The organism is Bradyrhizobium sp. HKCCYLRH2015 (assembly GCF_051168215.1).
In the GTDB taxonomy this organism is placed as follows: domain Bacteria; phylum Pseudomonadota; class Alphaproteobacteria; order Rhizobiales; family Xanthobacteraceae; genus Bradyrhizobium.
Genome location: NZ_JBNPUO010000012.1, coordinates 303,468 through 317,990 on the forward strand (window position 1 = coordinate 303,468; position 14,523 = coordinate 317,990).

The 14,523-nt window shown below is 65.8% G+C and carries 17 protein-coding genes; 10 read left to right on the forward strand and 7 right to left on the reverse strand.

Annotated features, from left to right (window positions below):
- Positions 1–23 precede the first annotated feature (23 nt).
- On the forward strand, positions 24–1,151 hold the full coding sequence (locus tag ACQR1H_RS29575) for an autotransporter outer membrane beta-barrel domain-containing protein (RefSeq protein WP_409997865.1): 1,128 nt from the start codon (positions 24–26) through the stop codon (positions 1,149–1,151).
- 4 nt (positions 1,152–1,155) lie between these two features.
- Here ACQR1H_RS29575 and ACQR1H_RS29580 read toward each other — a convergent pair whose 3' ends face one another.
- The gene (locus ACQR1H_RS29580) at positions 1,156–2,199 is read right to left on the reverse strand and encodes a LysR family transcriptional regulator (RefSeq protein ID WP_315800266.1); all 1,044 of its coding nucleotides are present in this window, start codon (positions 2,197–2,199) and stop codon (positions 1,156–1,158) included.
- A 55-nt stretch (positions 2,200–2,254) separates the two neighbouring features.
- Here ACQR1H_RS29580 and ACQR1H_RS29585 point away from each other — a divergent pair, with 55 nt between their 5' ends.
- Genes ACQR1H_RS29585 through ACQR1H_RS29595 form a run of 3 tightly spaced genes read left to right on the forward strand, consistent with a single transcriptional unit; the run spans position 2,255 to position 4,084 of the window.
- Positions 2,255–2,896: a hypothetical protein gene (locus tag ACQR1H_RS29585; RefSeq protein ID WP_315800265.1), complete on the forward strand. Its 642-nt coding sequence runs from the start codon at positions 2,255–2,257 to the stop codon at positions 2,894–2,896.
- Positions 2,883–3,506 (forward strand): GNAT family N-acetyltransferase, encoded by a 624-nt coding sequence (locus ACQR1H_RS29590; protein ID WP_315800264.1) that lies wholly within the window; start codon positions 2,883–2,885, stop codon positions 3,504–3,506. Before ACQR1H_RS29585 ends, ACQR1H_RS29590 begins: the two co-directional genes overlap by 14 nt.
- Positions 3,503–4,084: an isochorismatase family protein gene (locus ACQR1H_RS29595; RefSeq protein ID WP_315800263.1), complete on the forward strand. Its 582-nt coding sequence runs from the start codon at positions 3,503–3,505 to the stop codon at positions 4,082–4,084. The genes ACQR1H_RS29590 and ACQR1H_RS29595 overlap by 4 nt, the downstream gene beginning before the upstream one ends.
- Positions 4,085–4,105: 21 nt before the next feature.
- Here the strand turns inward: ACQR1H_RS29595 and ACQR1H_RS29600 are convergent, their stop codons facing one another.
- Positions 4,106–4,282, reverse strand: a complete 177-nt coding sequence (locus ACQR1H_RS29600; RefSeq protein ID WP_315800262.1) for a hypothetical protein — start codon at positions 4,280–4,282, stop codon at positions 4,106–4,108.
- Positions 4,283–4,310: 28 nt separating this feature from the next.
- On the opposite strand from ACQR1H_RS29600, the gene ACQR1H_RS29605 reads away from it, so the two are divergent.
- Positions 4,311–4,478, forward strand: coding sequence for a hypothetical protein (locus ACQR1H_RS29605; protein WP_315800261.1), 168 nt, complete (start codon positions 4,311–4,313; stop codon positions 4,476–4,478).
- Between the two features lie 91 nt (positions 4,479–4,569).
- On the opposite strand, the gene rnd is transcribed toward ACQR1H_RS29605, so the two are convergent.
- On the reverse strand, positions 4,570–5,718 hold the full coding sequence (gene rnd / locus ACQR1H_RS29610) for a ribonuclease D (protein ID WP_315800260.1): 1,149 nt from the start codon (positions 5,716–5,718) through the stop codon (positions 4,570–4,572).
- A gap of 398 nt (positions 5,719–6,116) precedes the next feature.
- Positions 6,117–7,592: a protein adenylyltransferase SelO gene (locus tag ACQR1H_RS29615; RefSeq protein WP_434908594.1), complete on the reverse strand. Its 1,476-nt coding sequence runs from the start codon at positions 7,590–7,592 to the stop codon at positions 6,117–6,119.
- 264 nt (positions 7,593–7,856) lie between these two features.
- Here ACQR1H_RS29615 and aspS point away from each other — a divergent pair, with 264 nt between their 5' ends.
- Positions 7,857–9,644: an aspartate--tRNA ligase gene (gene aspS, locus ACQR1H_RS29620; protein ID WP_315800258.1), complete on the forward strand. Its 1,788-nt coding sequence runs from the start codon at positions 7,857–7,859 to the stop codon at positions 9,642–9,644.
- 168 nt (positions 9,645–9,812) lie between these two features.
- On the opposite strand, the gene ACQR1H_RS29625 is transcribed toward aspS, so the two are convergent.
- Positions 9,813–9,908: a hypothetical protein gene (locus ACQR1H_RS29625; RefSeq protein ID WP_434840022.1), complete on the reverse strand. Its 96-nt coding sequence runs from the start codon at positions 9,906–9,908 to the stop codon at positions 9,813–9,815.
- Between ACQR1H_RS29625 and ACQR1H_RS29630 the strand changes: the two genes are divergently transcribed.
- From ACQR1H_RS29630 to ACQR1H_RS29645, 4 genes are all read left to right on the forward strand, one after another.
- The gene (locus tag ACQR1H_RS29630; protein WP_434840041.1) at positions 9,873–10,070 is read left to right on the forward strand and encodes a hypothetical protein; all 198 of its coding nucleotides are present in this window, start codon (positions 9,873–9,875) and stop codon (positions 10,068–10,070) included. The two genes, ACQR1H_RS29625 and ACQR1H_RS29630, sit on opposite strands and share 36 nt — an antisense overlap.
- Before the next feature lie 419 nt (positions 10,071–10,489).
- Positions 10,490–12,046 (forward strand): ABC transporter substrate-binding protein, encoded by a 1,557-nt coding sequence (locus ACQR1H_RS29635; RefSeq protein ID WP_434908595.1) that lies wholly within the window; start codon positions 10,490–10,492, stop codon positions 12,044–12,046.
- A 197-nt stretch (positions 12,047–12,243) separates the two neighbouring features.
- Positions 12,244–12,483, forward strand: a complete 240-nt coding sequence (locus tag ACQR1H_RS29640; RefSeq protein WP_315800256.1) for a hypothetical protein — start codon at positions 12,244–12,246, stop codon at positions 12,481–12,483.
- A 265-nt stretch (positions 12,484–12,748) separates the two neighbouring features.
- Entirely contained in the window at positions 12,749–13,192 is a 444-nt protein-coding gene (locus ACQR1H_RS29645) for a hypothetical protein (protein WP_316180873.1), read from the forward strand.
- A 95-nt stretch (positions 13,193–13,287) separates the two neighbouring features.
- On the opposite strand, the gene ACQR1H_RS29650 is transcribed toward ACQR1H_RS29645, so the two are convergent.
- Positions 13,288–13,914, reverse strand: coding sequence for a LysE family translocator (locus tag ACQR1H_RS29650; RefSeq protein WP_316180872.1), 627 nt, complete (start codon positions 13,912–13,914; stop codon positions 13,288–13,290).
- A gap of 349 nt (positions 13,915–14,263) precedes the next feature.
- Positions 14,264–14,523 (reverse strand): hypothetical protein (locus ACQR1H_RS29655; RefSeq protein ID WP_434908596.1); only part of this gene is annotated, 260 nt, incomplete at its 5' end.

The following is a 14,523-nucleotide window of genomic DNA, read 5'->3' on the forward strand; positions in this document are numbered from 1 at the left end:
CTCAAGCCAGGCCGGATCGGCGAATGCGTAGTGGTGCGTCGGGCGCGATGCTGCTCATCGTCGCGCTCGGCACGGCCGCCGCGTCTTCGCCGTGCGTCGCGCAGGCCAGCCTGCCGAGCATCGCCGCCAGCCCGACGCCGACACCAACGCCGACACCAACGCCGAGCCCACTGCCCAGCCCTGCGCCAGGCGCGATCAGTTCCGAACGTTCGGCCGGCCGAGCCGTGCTCGATCTCGGCTCGAGCTTCCTCGAACGGCTCGGGACTCAGGCCACGCAGGGCGTCACCCGGCTGCAGCGGAGCAATCCCGGGGGCGGCGGCGCGCCGGAGGCTTCGGAACAGCCTCGGTTCCGGACTTGGGGCGAGATGTATGGCGTCACCGTCCGTAGCGATGCGCAACGCGACTTCGTCGGCGACAAGAGGACGACTGGGGGCGGCGTCGCCGGTATCGGCATGCGCCTCGTGCCGGGCGTGAATGTCGGACTATCCGTCGACCAGAGCCGGACCTGGGTCGATGTGCCGCTGGCGCTGCAAGCGGCGACGCTCGATCTCACGCAGTTTGGCTTCAACGCCTCGGTCGACCAGGGACCCTGGACCTGGGCGATCGCGGTCGTCCATGGCGTCGGCGGGATCAGTGCGCGGCGCGACACCAGCCTCGGTGCGGCGACGTCGGTCTACGGCGCCCACATCACGGGCGTGCTGAGCGAGCTCGACTACTACTGGAGCATCGGGGAGAGCCGGATCGTTCCGAAGCTCGCCTTCGAATACACGCGCGCCACGACGGCGGCATTCCAGGAAGCGGGCGGGCTCGACCCGCTGTCGGTCAGCGGCACCTCGCTGGAGCGCGCCCGCGTTCTCGTCGGCGCCGAGTTCGGCCGCTACTTCATCGTCGACGGCAAGATCCTCGACGTCTCGGCCTATGGCAAGCTGGTCGACAATTTCAGTCAGAATCTCGGCGCGCTGACCGTCAGCCTCGGTCCGCAAAGCATCACGCTGCAGGGCCTTGGCGAGGGCCGCTACGGCGCCGACGCCGGCGCGGCACTGTCGCTATCCCTGAACCGAACGGCACGCCTCTATCTCAACTACGATGCAAAGCTTCGCTCGGTGCTGCAATCGCATCAGGGCACGCTCGGCGTCGAGCTCAAATGGTAGCCCGTCATACGGGTTTCGGCGCGACGTAGCCGTTGAAGCCGACGACATCCCGGGCGGGCGCCATCAGAGGCACGAGATTCAGCGGATGGATGAACTCGTCCCGGAAGCAGGCATGGACCTTCGGATCGAAGATGCGCTTCAACCAGTCGATGACGACCTTGTGCCGGTCGGAGTTGCGAAACTCCTTGTGATAGGTCAGCCACAGATCCATGTGGTAGTTGATGCCGAGATCGACAGGAACGAGCGGCGCCCCGAGCGCGACTGCCGATGTCGGCAGAAAGCCGATGCCGGCGCCGCGCTCGACCGCGTAGAGCACGGCAACGCTCGAATTGGTTGAGATGCCGACGATGCCTTCGAGGGAGTCCAGGCCGAGGATGCGCGCATAGCCGGTCTCGTCGAGCTGCACGCCGTGCTGCTTGATGATGCGGTGGTTCTTGAGATCCGCCAGCGAAGTCGGCAGTCCATGCGCGTCGCGATAGGCCTCCGACACGAAGCCGTAGATGTGCAGACGGCCGAGCTTTGCAACGATCACGTCGGGGTTGGTCGGCCGTTCGAACTGGATCGAGATGTCGGCCTCCAGCCGCGACACGTCGGCCTGCTGCATCGCGCAGCTCAGATCGACGGTGATCCTGCGATAGGTCTTCTGGAAATCGATCAGTCGCGGCAGGATCCAGAAATTGCCAGGGCCTTCGGTCACGGCGACGCGCACCGACCCCTGCGTGTCGGTCGACAGCGAGGCACGCCGGAAGATGTTGAAGCTCAGCCGCTCCATCTGCTCGACGTCGAACAGCAACGATCGTCCCTCGTCGCTGAGCGACAGGCCGGATTGATCACGGATGAAGAGCTTGCATCCGAGCTCGTCCTCGAGCCGGTCGATCTTGCGCATCAGGGTTGTGCCGGTCAGTCCGAGCACATCCGCCGCGTTGCGGAAGCTGCGGTGACGCGTACAGAGCAGAAATGCTCTCAAATCCTCCCACGAAGGGTTAAGCGTTTCGTCCGACTTCCTGCGCTGCGTAGATGCAGCACCCCGATGCAAATGTTGCCGCATACACTCCAGCCCCGACAAGTATGATGACGTCATCAAAGCCAAGCTGGAAACATAGATGCAGAACCCCTACCGCGGAAGCACAGAATTCACGCCGCGACATCAGCTCGACGCGCTGCCGCGGACGGATCGGGTCGCGGCGCGGGCGGTCACGCTCGATCGGCTCGGTGAGCTCGCGGCGCTCGCACGCCGGGAAATACCGGGCGTTCGTGCCTCAGAACACGAGCTTGCGGAGTTCTTGCGGCACGATCCGGACTCGATCTTCGCGCTCTACCGCGGCAGGAACCTGCTCGGCGGCATCGCCTTCCTCTATCTCAACTGCTCAGGCCTCGATGCTTTGCTCCTGGATGAGTTCAATTTGAATGATCCGCCGCGCAGATTTCTGGCGCGGCCGGACGAAGACGTAGCCGCCATCTATGTCTGGGCGCTCGTCGCGCAAGGGCGGGGAGCGATCGGTCTCGGCAACGTCGCGCAGGCGCTGCAAGGCGCGAGATTTCGCGCCGCCGATTACTACGCGCAACCATCGAGTCCGGAAGGGCGCGCCTTTCTCGGCGCGCTCGGCTTCACGCCGGTGCCGAGCTTTCAGCCCGATCTCTGGTGGTATCAGCGGCCGTGGAACCGGATGCCCGAGATGATCGCGCCTTCGATCCAGTCGATGAAGGGTTTCGAACAAGGGAGCATTGCGGATGCACAGCATTAGTTCGGCCAGGACAGCAAAGACGAATCCCCGCGCGATCACCGTGCGCATTGCGCGCGATCCGAATGACCTCATGCTCGTCACCGCGATCCGCTCGGCGGTCTACCTGACCGAGCAGGATTGTCCCATGGAGGAGGAGTTCGACGGCAACGATCTGGTTGCAGCCCACTTCCTCGGTTTCGTCGGCAAGGAGCCGGCTGGATGTGTGCGTGTGCGCTTCTTCGGCGACTTCGCCAAGGTCGAGCGGCTCGCGGTGCGCCATCAGTACCGGCGCTCGCGGCTGTCGTTCAAGCTGGTTCGCGAGGCGCTCGACTATTGCAGGCGCAAGGGCTTCAAGAAGGCCTATGGCCACGCGCAGGATCGTCTCGTCGATTTCTGGGCGCATTTCGGCGCCAAGCCGCTCGGCCATAATCGCAAGCTCACATTCTCCGATTTCTCCTACACGGAGATGGTGCTGGACCTCGAGCCGTGCGACGATGCGATCACGCTCGACAGCGATCCCTACATGATCATTCGTCCGGAAGGCGACTGGGATCGGCCGGGCGTGCTCGATCTCTCGGCTGGCCGGCCGGCATCCTCGCCCTTGCACGACTTCGCCGCAGCGAGACCATGATGCCGGGCCGAGATCTGTTCGGTGCCACCGAGGCGGATCCGCCTGTTCTCGTCTGCGCCGATCTGCAGTGCGAATATCTCGCCGAGGGACGCAGGCATCTGATCGCCGATGGCGACGTCGTCATGGCGCGCTGCCGGCAGTTGATCGCGCTCTGGCGTGACAACCTGTGGCCGGTCGTCCATCTCAAGCGGATCGCACAGGCAGCCTGGTTCAACCCGGCTTCCAACCTGACGAACTGGCTTCCGGACTTCAAGCCGACCCCGGGGGAGCTCGCGTTCGAGCATCCGCTGCCGTCCGCCTACAGTTCGGCCCGGTTCGCCGAGTACATGGCGAACATGCGCAGCATGCGCTGCGTGCTGCTCGGCTTCTCGCTGGACGAGACGATCCTCTCGACGGTGGTGGACGGCTTTCACCGCAGTCACCGCTATCAGGTGATCGGAGACGCCGTCGCCTGCCGGCAGGCCTGCGCCGGCGACGCCGCCTTGTACAAGTTGGTTGTAACCAAGGTGATCGGCAATTTTGCCGGTGTCCTCGACGGCGCCGAGCTTATCGGCGCTGGCGGCCGGCTCGCGGTGTGACCGCGGCGGCTATTGGCGGTATCATCCTGAGGCGAGTCGTTCGGCCAGATCGATAATCATACGACGATCGGCCGGATCACTGATCTTGTTGAACGCGACGACGAGGCGAAGGGCCTCGACGACGTGCAGGTCGACCGGATTCTCGCTGAGCAGCCGCAGCAGCTTCTGTTCCGGCGGTTCGCAATTGTCTTTGCTCACGCGGCAGCTCCAGGACCGAGACCACGACATGACCCGAGAGGAAGAGCTCAAAGAGCTGGCGAGCAGCCTCCGGGCAGCCATCGCGAAGGCGCGCCAGCTCAATCTGCCGACCAGCGTCTACATTCTCTCGATGGCTCTGGTTGAGGTGTCCCAGACAATCGAGGCGGAGTTGAGGGGGCAGACCAGCGCCGAATGATTGGCGAGATCATGGACACCCGTGCCGCCTGCTGCAATCAACTCGGCAGACTCGGGGAAGACGCGGCCGGCCATAGCCGCTGCGACGCCCATCAGGCCCGGTCGACCCGGACGACGCGGCCCTTCTCGATGGCGAGCGCGAGCTTGCCGTGCTTCAGCGCCAGCGCGGCCTCGCCGAACAGTTCGCGGCGCCATCCCTGCAGCGCAGCGACGTCGGCATTGTCATCGCCGGCGATCTGCTCGAGATCATCGACGGTGGCGATGACCTTGCTCGCCACGGCGTGCCGTTCCGAGGTCATGCGCAGGAGGACCTTGAGCAGCTCGACGATCGCAGCGCCATTGGAGTTGTTGCGCGGCTTTTCCAGCTTGGGCAGGGCGGCGAGATCGCGCGCCAGTCCGCGCTGCACGGCGGCAACGATGTCGGAGCCCCATTTGGAGCGCTCGAAGCCCTTGGGCAGCGAGCGCAGATTGCCGAGCTTCTCGATCGTTGTCGGGGCATGGGTGGCGATGTCGCCGACGGCGTCGTCCTTCATCACGCGGCTGCGCGGCACGTCGCGGCTCTGCGCCTCCTGCTCGCGCCAGGCCGCGACCTCGATCAACACGGCCAATTCCTTCGGCTTGCGGACGCGGGTCTTCAGCCGCTCCCAGGCGCGCTCGGGGTGGAAGTCGTAGGTCTTCGGCGAGGTCAGGACCTCCATCTCCTCGCTGACCCAGTCGCTGCGTCCGCGCTTCTTCAGGTCGGCATCGAGCGCGGCGAACACGTCGCGGAGATGGGTGACGTCGGCCTCGGCGTAATGCGCCTGCTCCTTGGTCAGCGGCCGGCGCGACCAGTCGGTGAAGCGGTGGGTCTTGTCGGGGCGGTGGCCGGTGATGCGCTCGACCAGTTGGTCGTAGGCGATGCTGTCACCGTATCCCAGCACCATCGCAGCGACCTGGGTGTCGAAGATCGGGTGCGGCACGATGCCGGCGCGGTGCCAGATGATCTCGATGTCCTGGCGGGCGGCATGAAAGACCTTCAGGACCTTCTCGTTCGCCATCAGCTCGAAGAAGGCTTTGAGATCGATGCCCTCGGCCAGCGCATCGATCACCACGGCCTCGTCCGGGCTCGCCATCTGCACGACGCAGAGCAGGGGATAGTAGGTGGTTTCCCGGAGGAACTCGGTATCGACGGTGACGACCGGGTGGCGGGCGAGGCGGGCGCAGGCGGCTGCGAGGTCCGCGGTGGTGGTGATCAAGTCCATGAACGATCCATGACGAGGCTCTTACGCCGTCGTCCGAAAACGCTGACAAGTCAAGGGTGTCGGCAAAGGGTAAGGGACGAAATTCGTCTCCGCTTGTCGGCCCAATCCGCCCCGAACGCAAGCGCCAGTGTCTCGGCCGATCGCTCTATGGTTGATGATGGGCGGGCAGGGGGCCGGTCAGTGATGCCGGACGCGGCCCGCGGGCCGGCGCGCCGAGGGCACAGCGAGCACGATCAGGCACAAGGCGATCATCGCCAGACCCATGAATTCGAACACCAGCGCGTCCACGTCTCAGACCTCCCCGACTTGTTGGTTCAACTTGTCGGGGCTGCGTTGATCGTTTCTTAAGGACCCGGGCGCTGTCAGGGCGATGGTGGACGCGAGGTTAAGACTGCGTGTCAGGTGCCGCAGAACGTCTGCAACACCTGCTCCTCCGGCTGCGGCGGATCGGCATAATCAGCCCGGTCCGGCTGGTCGTCATAGGGCCGGGCCAGCACCGCATGCAGCTCCTCGAACGGCGCGTAGTCGTCGTTCTCGACCGCCGCCGTGATCACCGCCTCGATGCGGTGGTTGCGCGGGATGAAGGCCGGATTGACCTTGCGCATGGCCGCGCGCCGCTCGGCCGGGCTCTGCGGTTCCTCGGTCAGGCGCTGCTGCCAGCGCGCCGCCCATTCGTCGAACCCGGCGGGATCCTCGAACAGCGAACGGACCTCGCCGAGATCGCCGTTGCCGGCGGCGTCGCTGAGACGGCGGAACGTCAGCGTGAAGTCGGCCTTGGCCGCGGCCATCGCGTCGAACAGCGCCTGCGCCAGCGGCTGGTCGCCCTCGGCTCGCGTGAACAGGCCGAGCTTGCGCCGCAGTCCCGCCTGGTGGGCGTCGGTGAACTCCGCGGCGAAGCCGTCGAGTGCAGCCTCGGCTTCCTTGATCGCCTCGTCCTTGTCGTCCCCGAACAGCGGCAGCAGGCATTCGGCCAGCCGGGTCAGGTTCCACAGCGCGATGCGCGGCTGGTTGGCGAAGGCGTAGCGGCCGAACTCGTCGATCGAGGAAAACACCTGCTTGGGGTCGTAGGCGTCCATGAAGGCGCAGGGGCCGTAATCGATGGTCTCGCCGGACACCGAGGTGTTGTCGGTGTTCATGACGCCATGGATGAAGCCGACCAGCAGCCAGTCGGCGATCAGCTTGGCCTGGCGCGCGATCACGGCGTCGAGCAGGGCGTGGTAGGGCCGCTCGGTGCCGGCGAGATCAGGATAGTGCCGGCTGATGACGTGGTCGGCGAGCCGGCGCACGGCGTCCACGTCCTGGCGGGCGGCGAAGTACTGGAACGTGCCGACCCGGATGTGGCTGGTGGCGACGCGGGTCAGCACCGCGCCGGGCAGGGCCGTGCCGCGATAGACCTGCTCGCCGGTGACGACAGCGGCCAGCGACCGGGTGGTCGGGATTCCCAGCGCCGCCATCGCCTCGCTGACGATGTATTCGCGCAAGACCGGCCCCAGCGCCGCGCGGCCATCGCCGCGGCGCGAAAATGGCGTCGGGCCGGAGCCCTTGAGCTGGATGTCGCGGCGGACGCCGTTGCGATCGACGACCTCGCCGAGCAGGACCGCCCGGCCGTCGCCGAGCTGCGGCACGAAATGCCCGAACTGGTGGCCGGCATAGGCCATCGCGATCGGCTCGGCACCCTCGGGCACGGTTTTGCCCGCCAGGATCTCGGCGCCCTCCGGCGTCTCCAGCTCCGTCGGGTTGAGGCCGAGCTCCTCGGCCAGCGGCCGGTTCAGCTTGATCAGGCGGGGCGCCGCGACGGGGGTCGGCGCCACCCGGGCAAAGAAATTGTCCGGCAGCGCGGCGTAGGAATTCTGGAAGGGGAAATGCACGGTCATGGCTCCAAGATAGGCCCGCTGAGGCCGCTTTTCGAGCCCAAACGGCTGCCAGATGAGCGTTTCAGCGCCAGCTCAATTCGGCGGCAGCGCGGCCGGTTGCTCCGGTGCGCCGGGGAGGCGGCCTTTTCCGCAACGAGGCGGAAAAGGGGCCGCGCATGCGGTTGCCGCGCCGGGGCGGCTCGGCTAAACCCTGCGCGCATTCGGCAACGCGCCCTTGCGGCTGCGCCGATTCCCTTTTCCTCACGACGACCATTCAGGACGACCATGCATCGCTACCGGACCCACACCTGCGGCGCGCTCCGCGAGAGCAACATCGGAGAGACGGTCCGGCTGTCCGGCTGGTGCCATCGCATCCGCGACCATGGCGGCGTGCTGTTCGTCGATCTGCGCGACCATTACGGCATCACCCAGTGCGTCGTCGATCCGGACTCGCCGGCGTTCAGCCTCGCCGAGAAGCTGCGCTCGGAGTGGGTCGTGCGCATGGAGGGCAAGGTGCGCCGCCGCCCGGCCGGCGCCGACAACAAGAGCACCGACAATGACGATCTGCCGACCGGCAAGATCGAGCTCTACGTTTCCGACATCGAGGTCCTCGGCCCCGCCGACGAGCTGCCGCTGCCGGTGTTCGGCGAGCAGGACTACCCCGAGGACATCCGGCTGAAATACCGTTTCCTCGATCTGCGCCGCGAGAAGCTGCACCAGAACATCATGACGCGCGGCGCGATCATCGATTCGATGCGCCGGCGCATGAAGGAGCAGGGCTTCTTCGAATTCCAGACCCCGATCCTGACCGCGTCCTCGCCCGAGGGCGCGCGCGACTTCCTGGTGCCGTCGCGCATCCATCCCGGCAAGTTCTACGCGCTGCCGCAGGCGCCGCAGCAGTACAAGCAGCTGCTGATGATGTCGGGCTTCGACCGCTACTTCCAGATCGCGCCGTGCTTCCGCGACGAGGACCCGCGCGCCGACCGCCTGCCCGGCGAGTTCTATCAGCTCGACGTCGAGATGAGCTTCGTCGAGCAGGAGGACGTGTTCGCGGCGATGGAGCCGGTGATCACCGGCGTGTTCGAGGATTTCGCCAAGGGGAAGCCGGTCACCAAGGGCTGGCCGCGCATCCCATTCGCGGAAGCGATCCGCAAATACGGCTCCGACAAGCCCGACCTGCGCAACCCGATCGAGATGGCCGACGTCTCCGAGCACTTCCGCGGCTCAGGCTTCAAGGTGTTCGCGCGCATGCTCGAGGACCCCAAGAACCAGGTGTGGGCGATTCCCGCACCGGGTGGCGGCAGCCGCGCGTTCTGCGACCGCATGAACTCGTGGGCGCAGGGCGAAGGCCAGCCAGGCCTCGGCTACATCATGTGGCGCGAGGGCGGCGAGGGCGCGGGTCCCCTGGCGAACAACATTGGCCCGGAGCGCACCGCTGCGATCCGCAGCCAGATCGGCACCAAGGAGGGCGACGCCGCCTTCTTCGTCGCCGGCGATCCCGACAAGTTCTGGAAGTTCGCAGGCCTCGCCCGCAACAAGGTCTCCGACGAGCTGAACCTCGCCGACAAGGATCAGTTCAAGCTGGCCTGGATCGTCGACTTCCCGATGTACGAGTACAACGAGGACGACAAGAAGGTCGACTTCTCGCACAATCCGTTCTCGATGCCGCAGGGCGGCCTGGAGGCGCTGCAGACCCAGGATCCGCTGACGATCAAGGCGTTCCAGTACGACATCACCTGCAACGGCTACGAGATCGCCTCCGGCGGCATCCGCAACCACAAGCCGGCGGCGATGGTGAAGGCGTTCGAGATCGCAGGTTACGGCGAGCAGGAGGTGGTCGACCGCTTCGGCGGCATGTACCGCGCCTTCCAGTACGGCGCCCCGCCGCATGGCGGCATGGCCGCCGGCGTCGACCGCATCGTGATGCTGCTGTGTGGCACTACGAACCTGCGCGAGATCTCGCTGTTCCCGATGAACCAGCAGGCCATGGACCTGCTGATGGGTGCCCCGTCCGAGGCTTCGACGAAGCAGCTCCGCGAGCTGCACATCAGGACCAACCTGCCGAACAAATAGGTCGGCAGGGCTCGATGTAGGGTGGGCAAAGCGGCCGCCGTCAGGCGGCAGCGTGCCCACCATCCATCGGCGCATTCCGCCGCGAGATGGCGGGCACGGCGCTCCAGCAGATTGCCGTGAGGAGAGAGCAGGGCAGCGCCTTTGCCCACCCGACGGCAGTGTTCTCCCTTATGCCACCGAACGGCCCGGCGGCATCCGCGTCAGGACGTCGTCGCGGCGGACGGCGTGATGAAACAGTGCGGCGGCGACGTGCAGGGCCACCACGACCCACGCGATCCATTTGCCGACAAAATGGTGGATCGCGTCGACCGGCGGCTCGAACGCCTCTCAGGCGATCCCCGAGCGCGTCTCGATCCAGCTGAACAGCGCAATCCGTCTCGGCTCGTCGTTATCGGCCCCGAGCTGCGGCATGTCGTCGCCGGTTAGGACGTCACGCCGGTGCAAGATGACCCAGCCTTGAAGGCGTCGCTCCGTATTTGATGTTCTCGCGTTAATGCTGGTTAACACTGCGAACAACTTCGTCCGGGCCTTCGATTGCGTCGAGGCGGCTCCGGATGCGCTCTCGCGCATCGCGCCGAGCTCTTCGAACGGCCACAGGATCCGGCCGTCGTGCCCCGCGGCAAAGTGTTGATTCTGAGAACTAATCGATGGCGCCGGCTGTTAGTTCGGCGCGTTGCGAGACCCAACGCAAAACGCGATCGAGCGGTGCGGCTCGCTATGAGTTCCAGGCGGTACCGATCAGTCGAATGGCGGTTGCGGTGTTATGCAACCTGTCCTTAATAGAAGCCTGTCTGACTCATGTAGTGAACATAGCCAACCAATCACAAGAAGACGGATAGTTCAAAATGACCGTTCGCTGGTGTGCGCTCCTTCTCGGAACTTGCTTCTTCATCCCTGCCGCCTCTGCTGTCCCCATTTCCCCCGATGTCGTTCGTGATCTCGCCGCCCGCGTCGGTCCGGTCGTCGGTCAGGCCGCGACGTGCCGCGAGATCGCCCAGGGACGCGTCCAGACCATCATCGATCAATTCAGCGAAGTGATCCGCCAGGGCTCTTCGAACGGCGGCGAGCGCGATGGGCTCATCCGCACCTTCAACAGCTACATCGCCGAGGGCCGCGGCCGGGTCGCGTCCTCGCAGGTGAACTGTCAGACCGCAGAGCGCCAATTGGCAGAGCTGGAGCGGTCGCTCAGCCAGCAGCAGTCGGCGGCTCCCTCGCTGTCCTTCGCGCTGGCTCCCTCGACCGCGGCCGCGTCGACGCAGCCCACGGCCAACCTGCCGCCTCCGCTTCCGCACGGCGTCAGCGATACTGAGATCCGGTTCGGCACCGTCATCCCGTTCTCCGGAGTCCGCAAGGAGTCCGCGCGCCAGATGAAGCTCGGCATCGAGACCGCGTTCGCGCGCGCCAACGATGCCGGCGGCATCAACGGCCGCAAGCTGCGGCTGATCGCTGCCGACGATGGCTATGATCCGACGCGGACGCTCGGCGCCATGACGCAATTGTACGAGAAGGACCAGGTGTTCGGCTATATCGGCAACATGGGCACTGCGAACAACGCGGTGGCGATTCCCTACGCGCTGGAGCGCCGCGCGCTGTTCTTCGCGCCCTATAGCGGCTCCGCCGTCGTCCGCCGCGATCCGCCCGACCGCTACGTCTTCAACTATCGTGCGAGCTACGCCGAAGAGACCGCGGCGATCGTGCGCTACCTGATGAAGGTCAAGCGCATCCCGGCGAAGCAGATCGCCGTGTTCGCGCAGAACGACGCCTATGGCGACGACGGCGCCAACGGTGTCGCCAAGGCGTTCCGCGCGCATGGCATCAACGATCCGATCATCCGCTACGGCTTTCCGCGCGGCACGCTGGATGTCGACGAGGCCGTCGGCAAGCTGAAGGCGCAGACCAAGCCACCGATCAAGGCGGTGATCATGATCGCGACCGACCGCGCGGCGGCGAAATTCATCGAGAAGACCCACGAGGCGGTTCCAGGCCTGATCTACGCCAACATCTCGGCCGTCGGATCGTCGTCGCTCGCCTCCGAGCTGAAGCTGCTCGGCGCGAAATACACCAATGGCGTCATCGTCACGCAGGGCGTTCCCTCGGTGGCCGGCTATTCGAGCCTCGTGCTCGACTACAAGACGGCGCTCGACAAGTACTTCCCGGGCGAAGCGCCGGACTACACCTCGCTCGAGGGCTTCATCTCGGCGAGCATCCTGATCCAGGCGCTGAAGCAGACCACGCCGCTCGAGACCGAGCGGCTGGTCGACACGCTGGAGTCGATGCAGAGCATCGACCTCGGGCTCGGCAGCAAGCTCTCCTTCGGACGCGCCGAGCATCAGGCCTCGCACAAGATCTGGGGCACCGCGCTCGACGAGACCGGCACCTACCAGGCGATCGAGCTGGAATGAGGCGCGGAGGGGGGCGCGGCAAGACGGCCATCGCCGGGCCTTGCCGCGTCGCCCACGCTTCCCGCTGACTTCCGGTGCCGCTGCGATGAGTTCGGGCGGACGAGGCTGCGGCCTGCCGTCCTGAGCTCATGGTGAGGCGGAACAGTTGGCCGGATTTCGGGTTTGGATTGCATGCGCAACAACTGTGGGCGACTGCAATGTCCGTGCGAACACAGATTTCGGCGATGATCTTCATGATGGTTCAGGCTGTGCTGTTCGGCGCGGGAGTCCTGACCATTCTCCTCACGCCGCTGAGCGATCACGCGATGATCGCGATGCCGGTCATGATCGCATCGAGCGTGGCGCTGGCCGCCATTCTCTCCTGGCAGATCGCACCGCGGCTGCGTGCGAGATACTGGCGGCGGCGTGGAACCACCCACGACCTGATCTCGGGTTGACGCGGGACGCCGGGCTCCGGACGGCAGGTGCAACGCTGCTTTCGGACTGGTGTGCCTGGCCTTCGCCGCGGCCACGGCAACAAAGAACGGCTGCGGAATACTCAAACCGGCGTCGTTCCATCTCCCCGCCCACGATTTCACTCCGCCGCATAGGGCGACACAGCGGCGCCGCGACGGTCGTTGCGGCGCAATATCGAAAGCCGGCAATCCGTTAGAACCAACCCTGAGCCGCACGGTTAGAGAGCATTCTCATGGAGGATGAACCATGCGCGTTTCAGCAGCAGCGACCGTTCTGTTCCTGTCCTCTTGTTTCGTGTCCGCCGCAGCTCTGGCTGAGCAGGCCGACACCTCGCCTCCAACGGGCCAGTCCCAAGCCGTTCCTGTGCAGCCGGAACGCACGCCCCAGCAGGCTGACCAGGCCCGGGAGCGCGAACGGCAGAGCGCCGAAGAGACCAAGGTGAACCGCGATTGGACCACGCAACAGCGTGACGAAGATCGCATGGGCATGGATCGCATGCGCCAGCACCGCATGGGCCGCATGATGGACCAGGACATGGACCATCGCACCACGGGAAGGAATTCGCGCATGCAGCGCGACGACGACATGGATCGCCGTTCAAGCAGCTTCGACGAGGACCGGCCGTATCGCCGTATCAAGATCTGCTACGAGTACGAAAATGGCGACGAGTTCTGCCGCTACCGTGACTAGGTGAGGGCGGTTGCGACAGCATCGGCTGATGAGGCACCGACCGCACCGCTGCCCGCGGGCTTGCTTCCTGACAGCGAACGAGCTGCTGGTTTGCGTCAGCTTGCGCGGCGTGCAAACAGCAGCGCGCCGCCGAGGCCGCACATGACGGCGCCCGACGCCTGCCGCATCCGCGTCACGAGGCTCGGGCGCGTGACGAGACCGTGCCGTGCTCTGGCGGCCCAGAACGTCACGACCAGGTCGACGCTGGTGTTGAATGCGACCGAGATCAGCCCGAGCACGATGAACTGCGCGGCGACGTGGCCCGTGGGATCGACGAACTGCGGAATGAAGGCGAGGAAGAACGCCGCCGTCTTCGGGTTGAGCGCCTCGACGACGATGCCCTCGCGGAAGGCGCGCCGGCTGCCGGTCGTCGTCACCTCGGCCGGCCCTGCGACCCGCGCTTCACGCCAGGTCTTGATGCCCAGCCAGATCAGATAGAACGCGCCCGCGATCTTCAACACCGCAAAGGCCTCAGCGCTCGCCATCACCAGCGCCGACAGCCCGACGGCGCCGGCGGTCACGTGCACGAGCCCTCCGAGCCCAAGCCCGACGCTGGACGCCAGCCCCTCGCTCCGCCCGCCGGCCAGCGTGCGCGCGACGATGTAGAAGATCCCCGGCCCCGGCGTCAGCGCGACGATGAGTGCGGCGGTGAGAAACACGAGGAAGGTGGAGAGGTGGGGCATGACGTTCGTATTATCACCGCAGGCGGCCCTTTTCAGCAGAAGGCCGATGCGATCGATCATCCTTCGGTGCGAGTGGCGCGCGTAGCCGGCAATCAAGGCCGCGGTCGAGCGCCAAACACAACTGTCGTCCCGGCGAACGCCGGGACCCATACCGCGTGATCTGTCGAGGAACCTGACTGATAGTTGCCGACAGGGCCGAGACCAGCCCGACGGGCAATCCCCGCAATCCCGCCATGCGCAATCTGCCCGTCGTGTTAGTTTGACGCAATCATTCCGCTTGCGCCGTCGGGCAAATCACCTTCACATTTCCGGCCATCCCGCCTCGATGAAGAGGGACGGTTCGCGGTCGTCACGAGGCGTGAGGCGGGGAGGCGGTGGCTGCAGTCTGTCGCAGCGCGCGTGGCGCGTGGACGAAAGGCAGGGTGCAGACGGTCAAGTCGTGTGGTCCTGACACCCCGATGCTGGTGTCAAGTTCGCGGCGGATGCCTTCCGGCATCGCGCGGATGACGGGGGCAAACAAGCCGGTCCCCGAGGAGCAACTGTCTTTTTTGTAGACCGGTGATCGGCCGGCCTCAAGGCTGGCGCGAAGGCGCGCCACCGCCTTCGGCG

Bases quoted from the DNA above. Each gene is read 5' to 3' on its own strand.
- ACQR1H_RS29575 (WP_409997865.1), top strand. From the start codon at position 24: ATGCGTAGTGGTGCGTCGGGCGCGATGCTGCTCATCGTCGCGCTCGGC.
- ACQR1H_RS29580 (WP_315800266.1), bottom strand. From the start codon at position 2,199: ATGCGGCAACATTTGCATCGGGGTGCTGCATCTACGCAGCGCAGGAAG.
- ACQR1H_RS29585 (WP_315800265.1), top strand. From the start codon at position 2,255: ATGCAGAACCCCTACCGCGGAAGCACAGAATTCACGCCGCGACATCAG.
- ACQR1H_RS29590 (WP_315800264.1), top strand. From the start codon at position 2,883: ATGCACAGCATTAGTTCGGCCAGGACAGCAAAGACGAATCCCCGCGCG.
- ACQR1H_RS29595 (WP_315800263.1), top strand. From the start codon at position 3,503: ATGATGCCGGGCCGAGATCTGTTCGGTGCCACCGAGGCGGATCCGCCT.
- ACQR1H_RS29605 (WP_315800261.1), top strand. From the start codon at position 4,311: ATGACCCGAGAGGAAGAGCTCAAAGAGCTGGCGAGCAGCCTCCGGGCA.
- rnd (WP_315800260.1), bottom strand. From the start codon at position 5,718: ATGGACTTGATCACCACCACCGCGGACCTCGCAGCCGCCTGCGCCCGC.
- ACQR1H_RS29615 (WP_434908594.1), bottom strand. From the start codon at position 7,592: ATGACCGTGCATTTCCCCTTCCAGAATTCCTACGCCGCGCTGCCGGAC.
- aspS (WP_315800258.1), top strand. From the start codon at position 7,857: ATGCATCGCTACCGGACCCACACCTGCGGCGCGCTCCGCGAGAGCAAC.
- ACQR1H_RS29630 (WP_434840041.1), top strand. From the start codon at position 9,873: ATGAAACAGTGCGGCGGCGACGTGCAGGGCCACCACGACCCACGCGAT.
- ACQR1H_RS29635 (WP_434908595.1), top strand. From the start codon at position 10,490: ATGACCGTTCGCTGGTGTGCGCTCCTTCTCGGAACTTGCTTCTTCATC.
- ACQR1H_RS29640 (WP_315800256.1), top strand. From the start codon at position 12,244: ATGTCCGTGCGAACACAGATTTCGGCGATGATCTTCATGATGGTTCAG.
- ACQR1H_RS29645 (WP_316180873.1), top strand. From the start codon at position 12,749: ATGCGCGTTTCAGCAGCAGCGACCGTTCTGTTCCTGTCCTCTTGTTTC.
- ACQR1H_RS29650 (WP_316180872.1), bottom strand. From the start codon at position 13,914: ATGCCCCACCTCTCCACCTTCCTCGTGTTTCTCACCGCCGCACTCATC.